Raw genomic sequence first — 13447 nt, forward strand, 5'->3', positions numbered from 1 at the left:
ACCCCACGGGAGGTGGCGGAGATCAGCGAGTTCCTTGTCATCGTGCTGGCCATCCTGGCGTTCCTCCTGCTGCTGACCGGCGTGGGCGTCTATCTGCTGGTCAAGGTGGGCAAGAAGGCGGCCAGGAAGGCCCGGCAGGCCACCACCCGGCTGACCACGCACGTCAACGCCATGGGCACCGGCGACGCGGCCGAGGTCGAACGCCTCCGCCTCGACCTGCGCCGCGAGGTGGCCCTCACCCGCCAGGCCGTCGAACAGGCCCAGCAGCGCGGCTGGGGCCTCGGCGACCTGCCCCGGCTGCTGGCCGACCTGTCGGCCCAGGCCGACGTGCACGACGGCCAGCTCGGCATGTACGCCCAGCAGCGCCGCGTCTCGCCGTACGTCGACCACGCCGCCCTCGACCGGCTGCGCGAGCACCAGGCCAAGCTGACCGCCATGTGCGCCCGCATCCGCGCCGACCTGCTGGGCGACCAGATGCACCACGCGTCCTCCGGCATCGACGAGCTGTACTCGCGCACGGAGCTGGAGATCGAGGCCCGCCGCCGTCCCCCGGACCCGCTGGACCAGATCGACGAGCTCTACCGCCGCTCGATGGAGCAGCGCAAAGACCACTCCTGAGCTCCGCCTGACGTGGCACCATGAGCGCGCCGCGCGCTCGCCTGGAAGGTGCCCGTCCAATGTCCCCAGCCCTGCCCGCCTGGTCGCGCCGCTTCACCACGACCGGCCCGCTCGACGCGCTCCCGCCGGACGCACCCCGGCGCGCCGAGCTGATCGACGGCGTCCTCACGACGCGGCCACCCCGGAGCGCCTTCCACATGTTCGCGGCCCGGCTGTTCGAGCGGTCGCTCAGGCCGCCCGCGCACCTGGCGGTGATCCGGTCGATGACCGTGGCCCTCGGGCCGCGCCTGCTGCTCTCGCCGGACGTCCTGGTGGCCGGCAGACCGGCGATCGGCCCGGCCACCACGTCCTTCCGTCCTGATCAGGTGCACCTCGTGTGCGAGGTGGTCCCGGCGGGGGCCCGGGGGCGGGATCGCCGCAGCCGGTACGCCGAGGCGGGCATCGAGCACTACTGGCGGGTGGCCTGCGAGGACGACCAGCCGGTGGTGCACGCCTTCCGCCTCGGCCGCGACGCCGGGGCGTACGTGTCCGCCGGCGTCCATCGCGGGCGGCTGCGCCTCGACGCCGGGTTCGACGTGGACATCGACCTCGGCCTGGAATGGCCGCTCGCCTAGCCGCGGCGCCGGCCCCGGCGGGGGTCAGCGGTGCCGGCGGTACTGCAGCTCCATGATGCCGCCGCCGGAGGCGAAGCTGGAGACCAGGTCGAGCCGGTAGGACTTGGGGAAGCCGTCGAACAGCCTGGTGCCCTCGCCCGCGACGTAGGGGAACACGCTCAGCCGGAACTCGTCGATCAGGTCGAGCCGCATGAGCGACCGCCAGAGGCCGACACCGCCCCAGACCAGGAGGTGGCCGTCGCCGTCCAGCCGGAGTTTGTCGATCTCTGCCGCCGTGTCGCCGTCGGCGATGGTGGTGTTGGCCCAGTCGGCCGTCTTCAGGGTCCGGGAGAAGACGACCTTGCGCCCGGCGGTCAAGATGTCGGCGAACGGGTGGTCGGTGGCGGTCGTCATGCCCTTGGCGATGCCCTCGTAGGCGTTGCGGCCCATGACGTGCGCGTGCGCGCCGCGCAGGAAGTCGAGGTAGGCCGGGGAGTCGGGCCGGCTGTTCTCGGGCAGGTCGAAGCAGAATTTCCAGAAGTCGGTGCCCTCGTCGGCGAGCAGGCCGTCGAGGGAGTAGTTGAACACTGTCGCTATCAGCGTCCGCATGAGCGTGCCTCCGTGGTCGCGGGTCGTCCGGCGACAGGTACGACACCGGAGCCGCCTGGAAATCATCGGTGTCCGGCCGGTCGCCGCTCAGTACTTGTCGACGCAGATGGTCAGCGCGGGGACGGGCCACGTCCAGGAATGTCTGGTCACGCCGTCGCAGGCGGTGGCGTCCTTGTCGGCGTTGCCGCGCAGGACGCGCCGCACGGTGAACGTCTTCGGCGCTCGGCATTTCCGGGCGAAGTCCACGAACGCCTCGTTGTGCGACCACTTGTAGCAGTAGTTCCGCCCGAACTGGTAGGCCAGGCAGTACAGCACGTCGTCGTGGATGAGATAGCGGTGGTTGGTCGTGCCGTCGCAGAGCCCGGAGGGAGTGGTGACGGCGGCCACCCGGTAGGGCGCGCCCTGCTTGCAACTGTCGACCACAGGCGTGTCCGGCAGGCCGGACAGGCAGTCGCCGACTTTGAAGGCGGCCACCGGCTCGCTCGGGGCCGAGGTCGGGGCCACGGTTGGCGCCACGGTCGGGGCCGAGGTGGGTGCCGCCTGGGTGGGAGAGTCGGCAGGCGCGGGGGACGACGATGTCTCGGCGGGCTCGGTCACGACCGTCGAAGGGCCGGTCAGTGCCTCGCGTACGTTGTTCTTGATCACATTCTTTGCGACCACCGCGAGCAGCACCAGCACGACGGCCCCCACCGCGGCCCCGATGCCGAGCAGTTTCGACCGCCCGGAACCCGGAGCCGCCGCGGCCTGCCGGGCAGGCGGCGAGACCGGCTCCGGCTGCGCCGCCTCGCGTAATCGCGCGGCCCACTGCGCGGGCATGGGACGGCCGAACGGGGGCTGGTCGAGCGCGGCCGTGGCGAACTCCGCCAGACCGGGATGGACGGCGGCCAACGCGGACACGTCGGTGGCGGACGGGTCACGGGCGAAGACCCGGATGACCAGCAGCGCGAACTGGTAGGCGTCACCCTGCGGCGTCCCCGGCCGCTCCCCGGCGGGGATCCGCCGGTCGGAGGGCGGCTCCACGGGCGGCAGCGCTCGCGCGCCGCCCAGCCCCATCGCGTCGCAGCCGATGAGGAAACACCCCGGCCGGGGCTCCGTCGTGAACAGCACGTTCTTGGGGGACAGGTCACCGGCGACGACGCCCGTCGCGTGCAGGCGGGCGAGCGTGTCGGCGAGATCGGCCAGGATCAGCAGGCGGTCGCGGTCGGTGACGTCCTCCTGCTCCTGGCCGAACAGACGGTCGAGGGTCGCCAGCCGGCGTACGGCTCCGGACGGGCCGGGCGTCTCCCGGAAGAACCGCTGAGGCACGGTCCGCATCAGGAAGCCGACGACGGCGCCGTTCTCCTCCACCAGCTCGGCGGGCCAGGCCGCGCGCTCCTCCAGCCAGGCGGCGTCCGACGAGGAGAGACGGCCGGTCAACTGCGTCATCGCGGCGAGGACGGCGACGTCGAGCCCGGGCCGGACGTCGTAGTCGATCTCCTTGTACGCGACGCCCGGCCGGCCGTTGATCCTGCCGCTGAGCTCCTCGTGGACCATTCCCTGGCCCTCACGCCCGAGCGGCCGCCCGAGGGCGAGCTTTGCGCGGCCGATCACGGTTTGTCACCTCTGGCCTTGACCATGCAGCGACCCTAGTTCCGCCGGCGCCGAAGATCAAAGAGGCATGTCTCACCTCCGGCGCCGGGCCGTTCGGCCAGCGACGACTTTCCCGAGAGGAAAACAGATGGTACTTTCCTCACAGGAAAGCAGTAGTCGACCTCGGGGAAGGCCCATGAACCAGCACGACGCCCAGACTTCGCTCGACGACATCCACCGCCTCCAGGCCAGGACCCGGCAGCAGATCGTCCGCCAGAGCTTCGCGCTCCCCCGCGTGGTCGTCTCCGCGCTCGGCCTCTTCGTCATGCTCGCGTCCGTCGACCTGCCGAGCCCGTGGTTCTACCTCGGCGCGGCGCTCGGGGTGGTCGTGTACGCGGGCGTGGGCATCGTCTGCGAGCACCGGGCCGCGGTCCGGCGGACGGCCACCGGCCGCGAGGCCCTGTTCCACGGCGTGCTGCTGGCCTGCGTCATGGTGGCCTTCGGCATCGGCCGGATCGCCGCCTTCGCGCTGTTCGACCTGCCGGCGCACGGGCTGCCGTCGCAGGCGGTCGCGGGCGCGGTCGTGGCGGCCGTGCTGTACGTCGCGGCCACGCCCGTCAACCGCCGCGTCATGAGGTCGATCGTGCGGCAGGACGGCGGCGTCGCCTGATGGATCCGCTCTTCGACGAGTTCCTGCACGTCCCTGCGCGACTGTCGGTCGTGGCGCTGCTGGCGCCGGCCGACTGGGTGGACTTCGGCTTCCTCAGGGACTCGGTCGGCACCAGCGACTCGGCGCTGTCCAAGCAGGTCTCCGCGCTGGCCGCCGCCGGATACGTGGTCGTGCGCAAGGACCAGGACAAGCGGGCGCGGCGGACGTACGTGCAGCTCACCCCCCAGGGACGGTCGGCCTTCCAGCGGCATGCGGCGGCCCTGGAGCGGATCGTCGCCCTCGCCCGCGACTCCGCCGACCGGCCCGCCGCCGACCAGCAGTGACGGGCCCCGCCGAGCCCTTCGCCCGGCCGCGCGTCACACTCAGCTGTCCCAGTCCGCGTAGATCACGGCGGCCAGCTCCTGTTCCGTGGCGCCCTTGCGGGCCAGGGCCTTGGTGGCCTGGGCCTGGGCCGTCGTGGGCAGGCGGCCCTCGATCAGCACGGGCAGCGAGAGCCGGCGCGCCAGCACCTCCGTGGCCGCGATGCCATACGGGCGGCGCGTCACGGCCACGTTGACCCGCAGCGCGTGCTCGTTGCCGGGCGGCACGCCGGGACGGTCGATCTCGACGGCCGAGTAGCGGAAGCCGTTCGCGAGGTCGCAGGAGGCGCATCCGGCCGGGCCGCGGCTCAGCCGGCCGCCGCACTCGGGGCACGTCAGGCGGTCGTAGGCGGCGTCGACGACCCGCCACGGGTGCCTGTCGGGCTCGTCGACCACCATGCGGGCGATGAGCTGCTCGTCCGGCGGGGCCACGGTGCCGAACTCGGCGAGCAGGAAGGCCCGCCAGCCCTCCTCGACCAGTTCGTCCACCAGCCCGGCGCAGCGGTCGCAGTCCGGCGCGCCGGCGGGTTCCCGATGTCCGCACACCTCACATCGCCGCATGGCGGAACCGTACAAGCCAGGCAGATGGCGGCGCACCCGATTATCGGGCCGCCGTTTATTCGATTGCGAGTGCCGTGCCGGACGCGGCATACTCATCCGCGTCGATCGCAGCGAGACGAAGGGAGGCTGAGACCGTGACGACCGTTGCCCGCGTGCCGTTTTCCGCGACCTCAGACCTTCCCACCAGGTGTCCGCTGACCTGATCCGTCCGGCGAGCCGGTGGGGCCTCGAAACTGGAGACATCTCACCGTGCCCAAGCACTCGCAGCACCGCCGCCGTGGCAAGTTCGCGCTCGACGCCGACGACATCGAATGGCTCGAAGGCACCCCCGAGACCGATGACGGGCCGCCCGAGGGCGACCGCTGGTCCACCTGGGACCAGAGCACGCCCACCGAGAAGGGGCCGAAGCCGTACCCCGGCTGGCTGGTCACCGAGCTGGCCGCCGTCGACACCGAGCTCGGCCTGCTCAAGACCGGCAAGGAGGCCGACGTCCACCTGATCTCGCGGGGCGTGCCCGGCACCGACCGGGTCTGCCTGCTGGCGGCCAAGCGTTACCGCTCCTCCGAGCACCGCCTGTTCCACCGGGACGCCGGTTACCTGGAGGGCCGCAGGGCCCGCGAGAGCCGGATGAACCGGGCCATGGCCAATCGCACCGCCTTCGGCAAGCAGGTGATCGCCGCGCAGTGGGCGGTGGCCGAGTTCACGGCGCTCTGCCGGCTCCGGGAGCTGGGGGTGCCGGTGCCGTACCCGGTGCAGATCGTCGGGACGGAGATCCTGGAGGAGTTCGTCGGCACCCCCGACGGCTATGCCGCCCCGCGGCTGGCCCAGGTCTCCGACGGCCTCGACGACCTGTGGGAGCAGCTCGTGGCGGCCATGGTGACGCTGGCCGCGGAAGGGCTGGCGCACGGGGACCTGTCGCCGTACAACCTGCTGGTGCACGAGGGGCGGCTGGTGATCATCGACCTGCCGCAGATCGTCGACGTGATCGCCCACCCGGCGGGCCCGTCCTACCTGGACCGGGACGCCCGCAACGTGGCCACCTGGTTCGCAGCCAAGGGCGTGACCGCCGCGGACCCCGACGCGCTGGCCGACCTGCTCCGCAAGGAGTCCGGCCGGACGTGACCGGCGCGGAACGCGCGCGGCCCCGGACCTACTCCGGGGCCCGTCCGCGCGGACCGGCTACGTACGGGCGGGGGCGGGCAGGGGCCGTGCCTCCCCCGCCACTGCCGGGAGCCGGCTGTCGAGGAGGACGCGTACCGCGCCCACCCACACCATCGCCGAGCCGAGCAGGTGGGCGAGCACGACGACCTCCGGCAGGTCCGTCACGATCTGCGTCAGGCCGACGAGCCCCTGGGCGAGCAGCACGGCGAGGAACAGCGTGGTGCGCAGGTGGGCCGCCGAGCCTGGCTCCCGCCGGGTCCTGAGCCACAGGGCGACGCCCAGGCCGAGGCTGAGCGCGGCGGCGACCCCGTGCAGCCACACCATCGCCGTCCAGTTGAACGGCATGCGCGGCACGTCGGAGGAGTCACCCGCGTGCGGCCCGGCGCCGGTGACGATCGTGCCCGCCGCGACCAGCAGCGCCACGGACGCGACCAGCGCGGCCGGAAGCCGGCCCACCGGCGCCGAGAGCGGCCGCGCGGGCCGGTCGAGCAGGCGGGCCTTGTGCCAGACGACCGTGGTGGCGGTCAGGAACAGCACGGCGGCCAGGAAGTGCGCGGCGACGAGGTACGGGCTCAGCCGCGCCCACACGGTGAGGCCGCCGACGACCGCGTTCAGCACGACGATCCAGAACTGCACCCACCCCCACCGGGTCAGCTCGGGCACCGGACGGCTCTGCAGCCGGGCGACGACGATGAGCCAGCCGACGGCGACGCACACGACCCCGGACAACACCCGGTTGGTGAACTCGATCGCGCCGTGCACGCCGAGCTCGGGCGTGGCCGCGAAACCGGCCTCCGAGCAGCGCGGCCACCCGTCACAGCCCAGCCCGGACCCGGTCAGCCGGACGACCCCGCCGGTCACGATGATCATCAGGCTGGTGGCCAGCGCCGCGCCCGCGGCCCGTCGCAGGGCGGCTCGTTCGAAGGCGACCCGGGTGGCGAGCCACTGGAAAGGAGTGGTCATGGGGGAAGAGGTCTCTCTGCTGCTCGGCGAACCGCCGCGGGTGGCGGCCGAAAACGCGATCAAGACTTTACTCTACAACCCGTAGAGCACTTGCCCGGCTGGGAAGGCGTCCAGAGCCGTGAGACATCCCCGCGACGCCGCGGGACGGCCACCTCCGCCGATGGCCGGAGGTGGCCTGCTCCCCCGTTGGGTCAGCTGGTTTCGTTCTTCTTGGTGACCTCACCGGTGGCGGCGTCGACCATCACCTCGTGCTTGGTCCCGTCCGGGGTCATCACGTCCGACTTCCAGACGGTCTTGCCGTTCTCGGTGTCGAGCTTCAGCTCGGTGACGCGTCCCTCCGGTACGTCCGCGGCGACCTTGTCGGCGGCCTGGGCGTAGTCGAGCTTGGCCTCGTTGATGCGGGTCTGCATCTTGGCCTTCTCCTGCTCGTCCATCTGCTCGGCCGTCGGCCCCTTGACGACCTTGCCGGACTGCACGTCGACCTGGTGTTCGGTGCCGTCGGAGCCGACGACCTTGACCTCCCAGACCATGCCGTTCTCCTCGCTCTCGACAGAGACGACCTTGGATCCGGGCACCGCGGCCATCGCGACCTTGGCGGCGTCCTTGAGCTCTCCGGCTCCTGGCTTCATGGACGTGGCGCCCGGCGAGGGGGACATGGTCCCCGTTTCTGGCGGGCTTTCCATCGACGGAGACGGGCTTCCCATGGTGGGGCCCGGCGTCGGCTCGACGGCGAACTGGCCGACTTCCCGTACGGCGCCGCAGCCGGCTGCGAGCAGCGCCGCACCGACCAGAGCCCCGATGATCGACTTGTTCATACCTGGACCGCTGCCCCAGGATCCGGCCTTCATTCCCGCAGGTCAGACCCCCGGGCCAAGCCCGGGACCGGCGGAACGCGCCACCCGGGCGCACGCCACCGGCCCGCCAGGCCCTACGGGCCGCCTGCTTCGCGCCTGCCGCCGGCCCCTACTTGACGCCTGCTTCCCGCATGTCGCGCAGCTCGCGCTTGAGCTCCTTGATCTCGTCGCGCAGCCGCGCGGCCACCTCGAACTGCAGGTCGGCGGCCGACTGGTGCATCTGCTCGGTCAGCGACTCGATCAGCGACTCCATCTGCGCCCGCGGCATCTCGCCCGCGATGGCCTTGGCGTGCTGGCCCGCCTGGCGGGCGGCGAAGCCGGGCACCGGGGCCTTGCCGCGCGACTGCTGGCGGCCGCCGCCGAGCAGCTTGTCGGTGTCGGCGTCCTCGCGCTGGAGGGAGTCGAGGATGTCGGCGATCTTCTTGCGCAGCGGCTGCGGGTCGATGCCGTTGGCCTCGTTGTAGGCCATCTGCTTGGCACGGCGCCGGTTGGTCTCGTCGATGGCCCGCTCCATCGACGGCGTGATCTTGTCGGCGTACATGTGGACCTGGCCGGACACGTTTCGGGCGGCGCGGCCGATGGTCTGGATCAGGGAGGTCTCCGAGCGCAGGAAACCCTCCTTGTCGGCGTCGAGGATGGCCACCAGCGACACCTCGGGCAGGTCGAGGCCCTCGCGCAGCAGGTTGATGCCGACCAGCACGTCGAACTCGCCGGTGCGCAGCTCGCGCAGCAGCTCGATGCGGCGCAGCGTGTCGACCTCGCTGTGCAGGTAGCGCACCCGGATGCCGAGCTCCAGAAGATAGTCGGTCAAGTCTTCGGACATCTTCTTGGTCAGCGTGGTGACCAGGACGCGCTCGTCACGCTCGGCGCGCTCGCGGATCTCGTGGACCAGGTCGTCGATCTGCCCCTTGGTGGGCTTGACGACGATCTCGGGGTCGACCAGGCCGGTGGGGCGGATGACCTGCTCGACGACGTCGCCCTTGACCCGCCCCAGCTCGTACGGGCCGGGCGTGGCCGACAGGTAGACCGACTGCCCGATGCGCTCCAGGAACTCCTCCCACTTCAGCGGCCGGTTGTCCAGCGCGGACGGCAGCCGGAACCCGTGGTCGACCAGCGTGCGCTTGCGCGAGGCGTCGCCCTCGTACATCGCGCCGATCTGCGGCACGGTCTGGTGGGACTCGTCGAGGACCAGCAGGAAGTCTTCGGGGAAGTAGTCGAGCAGCGTGTTGGGCGCGGTGCCGGCGGCGCGGCCGTCGAGGTGGCGGGAGTAGTTCTCGATGCCGGAGCAGGTGCCGATCTGGCGCATCATCTCGATGTCGTAGGTGGTGCGCATGCGCAGCCGCTGGGCCTCCAGCAGCTTGCCCTGCCGCTCCAGCTCCGACAGGCGGGCGGCCAGCTCGGCCTCGATGCCGGCCACGGCCGCCGCCATGCGCTCCTCGCCGGCGATGTAGTGGGAGGCGGGGAAGATGTAGAGCTCTTCGTCCTCGGTGATGACCTCGCCGGTCAGCGGGTGCATGGTGGCGAGCTTCTCGATCTCGTCGCCGAACATCTCGATGCGCACGGCCAGCTCTTCGTACTTCGGGATGATCTCGATCGTGTCGCCGCGCACCCGGAAGGTGCCCCGGGTGAAGGCCAGGTCGTTGCGCGTGTACTGCATGTCGACCAGGCGGCGCAGCAGCTGGTCGCGGTCGACCTCCATGCCGACGCGGAGCCTGGCCATGCGGTCGACGTATTCCTGCGGGGTGCCCAGGCCGTAGATGCACGAGACGGAGGCGACCACGATGGTGTCGCGGCGGGTGAGCAGCGAGTTGGTGGCCGAGTGGCGCAGCCGCTCGACCTCGTCGTTGATCGAGGAGTCCTTCTCGATGTACGTGTCGCTCTGCGGCACGTACGCCTCGGGCTGGTAGTAGTCGTAGTACGAGACGAAATATTCGACCGCGTTGTTGGGCAGCATCTCGCGCAGCTCGTTGGCGAACTGGGCGGCGAGCGTCTTGTTGGGCTGCATGACCAGCGCGGGCCGCTGCAGGCGCTCGATCAGCCAGGCGATCGTGGCCGTCTTGCCGGTGCCGGTGGCGCCGAGCAGGACGCTGTCCTTCTCCCCGGCCCGGACGCGGCGCTCCAGCTCGGCGATGGCCGTCGGCTGGTCGCCGGATGGAGTCATCTCGGTGACGACCTCGAAAGGCGCCACCTTCCGCTGCAAATCTGTGACCGGACGCATGCTGCCACTGTAGGCGGCGCCACCGACAGAAACCGTCAGGCCGTGGGCTGCCCGATCCGGGGGAACGGCGTGGTGGAGAACACCACCTCGACCGGCACCCCGAAATATCCGGCCATGCGCAACGCCAGGTGAAGACTCGGGCTGTATTCGCCCCGCTCCAGGTATCCCACGGTCTGGTAGTGCACCCCCAGCGCCTGCGCGAGCTGCCTGCGGCTCACCCCCCGCTCGGCGCGCAGCAGCGCGATGCGGTTGTGGACGGTCTCGCTCATCAACCCTCCAGGTAGCAGACCTGCTCCATCCATAACACACCTGCTACGGGACGTAACAGTCATATGACGACACATTGCAAGCGAACAGCAAGTCATACCCGATACGGTCAGATTCGCCTGTAGCGGAAAAGGAAGGTTCGATGTCACGACCCCGAGAGGCACTGATCCAGGCAGGTCAGGGCATAGCCCAAGCGGTCGCCGGCGGAGGTGACGTACGGCAGGCGATGAGCCAGGCGATCGGACAGGTCGCCGACCAGGCCGGCCAGCTCACCGGCCAGGCGCCCGGCTTCGCGCTCAACCCGCACGACTTCGCCGCCGCCCGCGACGGCGGCGCCTCCGTCGGCACGCTGATCGAGGCCAGGTCCGCCTCGCTGAACGAGGCCGGCGAGATCGTCAACCGCAGCTTCGCCGAGAACGGCATGCACGTCATCTCGCCGGTGGTGATCCCCAAGGGCAGCACGGCCAAGGTGGTCATCCCGCTGACCGTTCTCGTCGTCCTGGGCCTGATCGGCGCGCTCGGCGGCATCGTGCCGGGGTCGGACATCTTCTTCGGCCCGCACTACTGGGTGACGCTGGTGCTGGCCGCCGCGTTCCTGTGGTGGCGCAGGAGCGTCGTGATGGTCCCCGAGGGCTGCAAGGCGCTGATCACCAAGTTCGGCAAGCTGGTGCACATCGCCGACCCGGGCCGGGTGACGCTGTTCAACCCGTGGAAGCGGGTCAGCTACATCGTCAACACCACGCGCGAGTACCCGTTCAACGCCCCCATCAGGGAGGCGCCGACCCAGCAGGGCGTCAAGGCCAGCGTCGACCTGTTCCTGCAGTTCAGGATCGAGAACCCGGCCGAGTTCATCTTCGTGCTCGGCTCGGTCAGCGGCTTCCAGTCCAAGCTGCAGAACGCCATCAGCGAGGTCACCCGCTCGCTGATCTACGCCCAGCGGGCCGAGGACATCTACGACCTGGTGGGCGAGAGCACCCTCGGCATGCTGGAGAACCTGAACCAGCAGTTCCTGCCCGCCGTACGGCTCACCGACGTGAACATCACCCACGCCGAGCCGTCCAGCCAGGAGTACCGCATGGACCTGGCCGCCCCCGAGATGGTCCGGGTGGCCAAGGAGGCCTACACCTACGAGTACGAGCTCCAGCTCCGCAAGGAGCAGAACGAGGGCGACCTGGTCAAGGAGCTGGCGGGGCTGCAGGAGACGCTGAGCGCCATCCAGGCCGAGATCGCCGGCTACCAGGCCCGCATGGACACCGCGCTCGAACGCGCCAGCCACCAGGCCACCGCGCAGGCCAGGCAGCGCCTGGTCGAGGCCGAGTCCACGGCCAACGCCAACGCCGCGCTCCTGGAGGCCCAGGCCCTGGACATCCGGGCGCTGTCGGCCGCCGAGGCCCCCGAGATCCTCGACTACCGCTTCCAGCAGGACCTGCTGACCAAGCTGGAGTCGGTGGCCACCCGGCTGCCGCAGGTGGTTCAGGTGGGCGAGCAGACCGACATCGACTTCCTGGCCCTGGCCCAGCAGCTCGTGGGCGGCAAGGGCGCGACGCTGTTCTCCGCCGAGGACATGGCCGCCATCCGCGGCCGGCTCGACGAGATCGCCGCCCGCGTCAGCGGCCGCGAGGACGAGATCGCGGCCCTGCTGAAGAAGGCCGCCGCCGACGTCAGCGAGCCGCAGGCCACGCCCGAGCCCGACAACGACCTGGAACGCACGGTCGAGCGCCTGCTGCCCGGCCACCTGAGCGAGGGTGAGGTCCGATGACCCGCGAGTTCTCGAAGATCAAGGAGTCGCTGGCCTCCTGGTCCGACATCCGCCAACTGCTGCGCGGCGGCGAGCAGGGCCAGCTCGTGCCGGTGGTGATCCCCAAGGACCGGCGCGGCTTCGCCTGGATGGCGCTCGTCCTGCTGGCCCTGTACTTCGCCGGGATGGCCGCGCTCACCGACCTCACCGTGCCCGCCGCGCTGGCCGCGCTGTTCTTCCTGGTCGTGGCGCTGGTCACGATGTGGCGCAAGGCGATCATCGAGATCGAGGAGGGCACCACCGGCGTGCGCAGCCGCTGGGGGGCGATCACCGGCACGCTCCCGCCGGGCCGCCACTACCTGTGGCTGCCGTGGGACCGGGTGGACGCGGTCGTGGACACCTCCACCGAGATCCCCTACTCGGCGCCGATCGTGGCCTGCCCGACGGCCGAGAACGTGCCGCTGAAGTCGATCGAGTTCTTCCTGAAGTTCCGCATCGTGGACCCGGTGGCGTTCGTCCGGACGATCGGCGCGGGCAACTTCGACCTCGTGCTCTCCAGCGCCGTGCAGGACGCGATCAGGCAGCGCAGCCGGCGGGTCAACACCGAGCGCGCCTACGACCTGCGCGGCTCCGACGTCGGCGACATGCAGGAGGCGCTCAACCGCCAGCTCGGCCGGTACGGCGTGCGCGTCACCGGCGCCAACATCCCCGACGTCCAGCTCCCCGACCAGTACCAGCAGCACCTGGCCACCCGGGAGAAGGTCGCCAAGGAGCTGTCGGCCTACGAGCGCGAGTGGGAGCTGACCCGCAAGCGCCGCATCGACACGCTGCTCATGGAGATCGAGCGCTCCAAGAAGACCCGCGACGCCCGCGTGGTCGAGGTCAAGGCCGCCCACAACACCGCGCGCAAGAACGTGGCGCGCATGCTGGAGGAGCAGGAGACCGAGGCCCAGCGCGTGACGTGGGAGATCGAGGCGCGCGGCAGGGCCGAGCTGACCGCCGCCGAGAACGAGGCCAAGGCCCTGCGCAGGCTGGCCGAGTCCTACCGCGACAACCGGGCCGTGCTGCAGTACGAGCTGGCCCGCCGGCGCCTGGACGTGGGCGCCAAGCTCGCCGAGAACGCCCCCCAGCCGCTGGTCGTACGGACCCAGCAGGGCCAGGCCGACTCGGCGCTGTCCACCCTCGTCCTGGCCCAGCTGCTCCCCCGCATCTCGGGCACGGGACACCCCGCCGCCAACGGCCAGACCCCCACCGCATAGGAGAGACC

The 13447-nt window shown here is 71.0% G+C and carries 14 protein-coding genes; 7 read left to right on the forward strand and 7 right to left on the reverse strand.

The window, feature by feature from the left end; translation table 11 throughout:
- Nucleotides 1–12: 12 nt before the first annotated feature.
- Nucleotides 13–618, forward strand: a complete 606-nt coding sequence (locus tag AB0J76_RS25045) for a hypothetical protein (protein WP_352323479.1) — start codon at nt 13–15, stop codon at nt 616–618.
- A 59-nt stretch (nt 619–677) separates the two neighbouring features.
- Nucleotides 678–1232, forward strand: coding sequence for a Uma2 family endonuclease (locus AB0J76_RS25050; RefSeq protein ID WP_352323478.1), 555 nt, complete (start codon nt 678–680; stop codon nt 1230–1232).
- Nucleotides 1233–1256: 24 nt separating this feature from the next.
- Here AB0J76_RS25050 and AB0J76_RS25055 read toward each other — a convergent pair whose 3' ends face one another.
- Together AB0J76_RS25055 and AB0J76_RS25060 are read right to left on the reverse strand one after the other, a co-directional pair.
- Nucleotides 1257–1820, reverse strand: coding sequence for a dihydrofolate reductase family protein (locus tag AB0J76_RS25055; RefSeq protein ID WP_352323477.1), 564 nt, complete (start codon nt 1818–1820; stop codon nt 1257–1259).
- 87 nt (nt 1821–1907) lie between these two features.
- Nucleotides 1908–3410, reverse strand: coding sequence for a hypothetical protein (locus AB0J76_RS25060; protein ID WP_352323476.1), 1503 nt, complete (start codon nt 3408–3410; stop codon nt 1908–1910).
- A gap of 175 nt (nt 3411–3585) precedes the next feature.
- On the opposite strand from AB0J76_RS25060, the gene AB0J76_RS25065 reads away from it, so the two are divergent.
- Nucleotides 3586–4059 carry a hypothetical protein gene (locus tag AB0J76_RS25065; RefSeq protein WP_352323475.1) on the forward strand — a complete coding sequence of 158 codons (474 nt, stop codon included), beginning with the start codon at nt 3586–3588 and terminating at the stop codon, nt 4057–4059.
- Complete coding sequence (locus AB0J76_RS25070) at nt 4059–4382, forward strand: transcriptional regulator (protein WP_352323474.1); 324 nt, start codon at nt 4059–4061, stop codon at nt 4380–4382. Before AB0J76_RS25065 ends, AB0J76_RS25070 begins: the two co-directional genes overlap by 1 nt.
- 39 nt (nt 4383–4421) lie before the next feature.
- Here the strand turns inward: AB0J76_RS25070 and AB0J76_RS25075 are convergent, their stop codons facing one another.
- Nucleotides 4422–4979 carry a hypothetical protein gene (locus tag AB0J76_RS25075; protein WP_352323473.1) on the reverse strand — a complete coding sequence of 186 codons (558 nt, stop codon included), beginning with the start codon at nt 4977–4979 and terminating at the stop codon, nt 4422–4424.
- 249 nt (nt 4980–5228) lie between these two features.
- Between AB0J76_RS25075 and AB0J76_RS25080 the strand changes: the two genes are divergently transcribed.
- The gene (locus tag AB0J76_RS25080; RefSeq protein WP_352323472.1) at nt 5229–6101 is read left to right on the forward strand and encodes an RIO1 family regulatory kinase/ATPase; all 873 of its coding nucleotides are present in this window, start codon (nt 5229–5231) and stop codon (nt 6099–6101) included.
- 57 nt (nt 6102–6158) lie between these two features.
- Here AB0J76_RS25080 and AB0J76_RS25085 read toward each other — a convergent pair whose 3' ends face one another.
- The 4 genes from AB0J76_RS25085 to AB0J76_RS25100 form a co-directional block, all read right to left on the reverse strand.
- Complete coding sequence (locus AB0J76_RS25085) at nt 6159–7103, reverse strand: COX15/CtaA family protein (protein ID WP_352323471.1); 945 nt, start codon at nt 7101–7103, stop codon at nt 6159–6161.
- Nucleotides 7104–7294: 191 nt separating this feature from the next.
- On the reverse strand, nt 7295–7918 hold the full coding sequence (locus tag AB0J76_RS25090) for a PepSY domain-containing protein (RefSeq protein ID WP_352323470.1): 624 nt from the start codon (nt 7916–7918) through the stop codon (nt 7295–7297).
- A gap of 148 nt (nt 7919–8066) precedes the next feature.
- Nucleotides 8067–10175, reverse strand: coding sequence for an excinuclease ABC subunit UvrB (gene uvrB / locus AB0J76_RS25095; RefSeq protein ID WP_352323469.1), 2109 nt, complete (start codon nt 10173–10175; stop codon nt 8067–8069).
- A 35-nt stretch (nt 10176–10210) separates the two neighbouring features.
- Entirely contained in the window at nt 10211–10444 is a 234-nt protein-coding gene (locus AB0J76_RS25100) for a helix-turn-helix transcriptional regulator (RefSeq protein ID WP_352323468.1), read from the reverse strand.
- Between the two features lie 140 nt (nt 10445–10584).
- Here AB0J76_RS25100 and AB0J76_RS25105 point away from each other — a divergent pair, with 140 nt between their 5' ends.
- Together AB0J76_RS25105 and AB0J76_RS25110 are read left to right on the forward strand one after the other, a co-directional pair.
- Nucleotides 10585–12201, forward strand: a complete 1617-nt coding sequence (locus AB0J76_RS25105) for an SPFH domain-containing protein (RefSeq protein ID WP_352323467.1) — start codon at nt 10585–10587, stop codon at nt 12199–12201.
- Nucleotides 12198–13439, forward strand: coding sequence for an SPFH domain-containing protein (locus tag AB0J76_RS25110; protein ID WP_352323466.1), 1242 nt, complete (start codon nt 12198–12200; stop codon nt 13437–13439). The genes AB0J76_RS25105 and AB0J76_RS25110 overlap by 4 nt, the downstream gene beginning before the upstream one ends.
- The last annotated feature ends 8 nt before the right edge of the window (nt 13440–13447 follow it).

It is taken from the genome of Nonomuraea sp. NPDC049624 (assembly GCF_040675255.1).
Lineage (GTDB): Bacteria > Actinomycetota > Actinomycetes > Streptosporangiales > Streptosporangiaceae > Nonomuraea.

Coding starts and splice junctions, on each gene's coding strand:
- AB0J76_RS25065 (WP_352323475.1), top strand. CDS start 3,586: ATGAACCAGCACGACGCCCAGACTTCGCTCGACGACATCCACCGCCTC.
- AB0J76_RS25100 (WP_352323468.1), bottom strand. CDS start 10,444: ATGAGCGAGACCGTCCACAACCGCATCGCGCTGCTGCGCGCCGAGCGG.
- AB0J76_RS25075 (WP_352323473.1), bottom strand. CDS start 4,979: ATGCGGCGATGTGAGGTGTGCGGACATCGGGAACCCGCCGGCGCGCCG.
- uvrB (WP_352323469.1), bottom strand. CDS start 10,175: ATGCGTCCGGTCACAGATTTGCAGCGGAAGGTGGCGCCTTTCGAGGTC.
- AB0J76_RS25070 (WP_352323474.1), top strand. CDS start 4,059: ATGGATCCGCTCTTCGACGAGTTCCTGCACGTCCCTGCGCGACTGTCG.
- AB0J76_RS25110 (WP_352323466.1), top strand. CDS start 12,198: ATGACCCGCGAGTTCTCGAAGATCAAGGAGTCGCTGGCCTCCTGGTCC.
- AB0J76_RS25085 (WP_352323471.1), bottom strand. CDS start 7,103: ATGACCACTCCTTTCCAGTGGCTCGCCACCCGGGTCGCCTTCGAACGA.
- AB0J76_RS25050 (WP_352323478.1), top strand. CDS start 678: ATGTCCCCAGCCCTGCCCGCCTGGTCGCGCCGCTTCACCACGACCGGC.
- AB0J76_RS25055 (WP_352323477.1), bottom strand. CDS start 1,820: ATGCGGACGCTGATAGCGACAGTGTTCAACTACTCCCTCGACGGCCTG.
- AB0J76_RS25090 (WP_352323470.1), bottom strand. CDS start 7,918: ATGAACAAGTCGATCATCGGGGCTCTGGTCGGTGCGGCGCTGCTCGCA.
- AB0J76_RS25105 (WP_352323467.1), top strand. CDS start 10,585: ATGTCACGACCCCGAGAGGCACTGATCCAGGCAGGTCAGGGCATAGCC.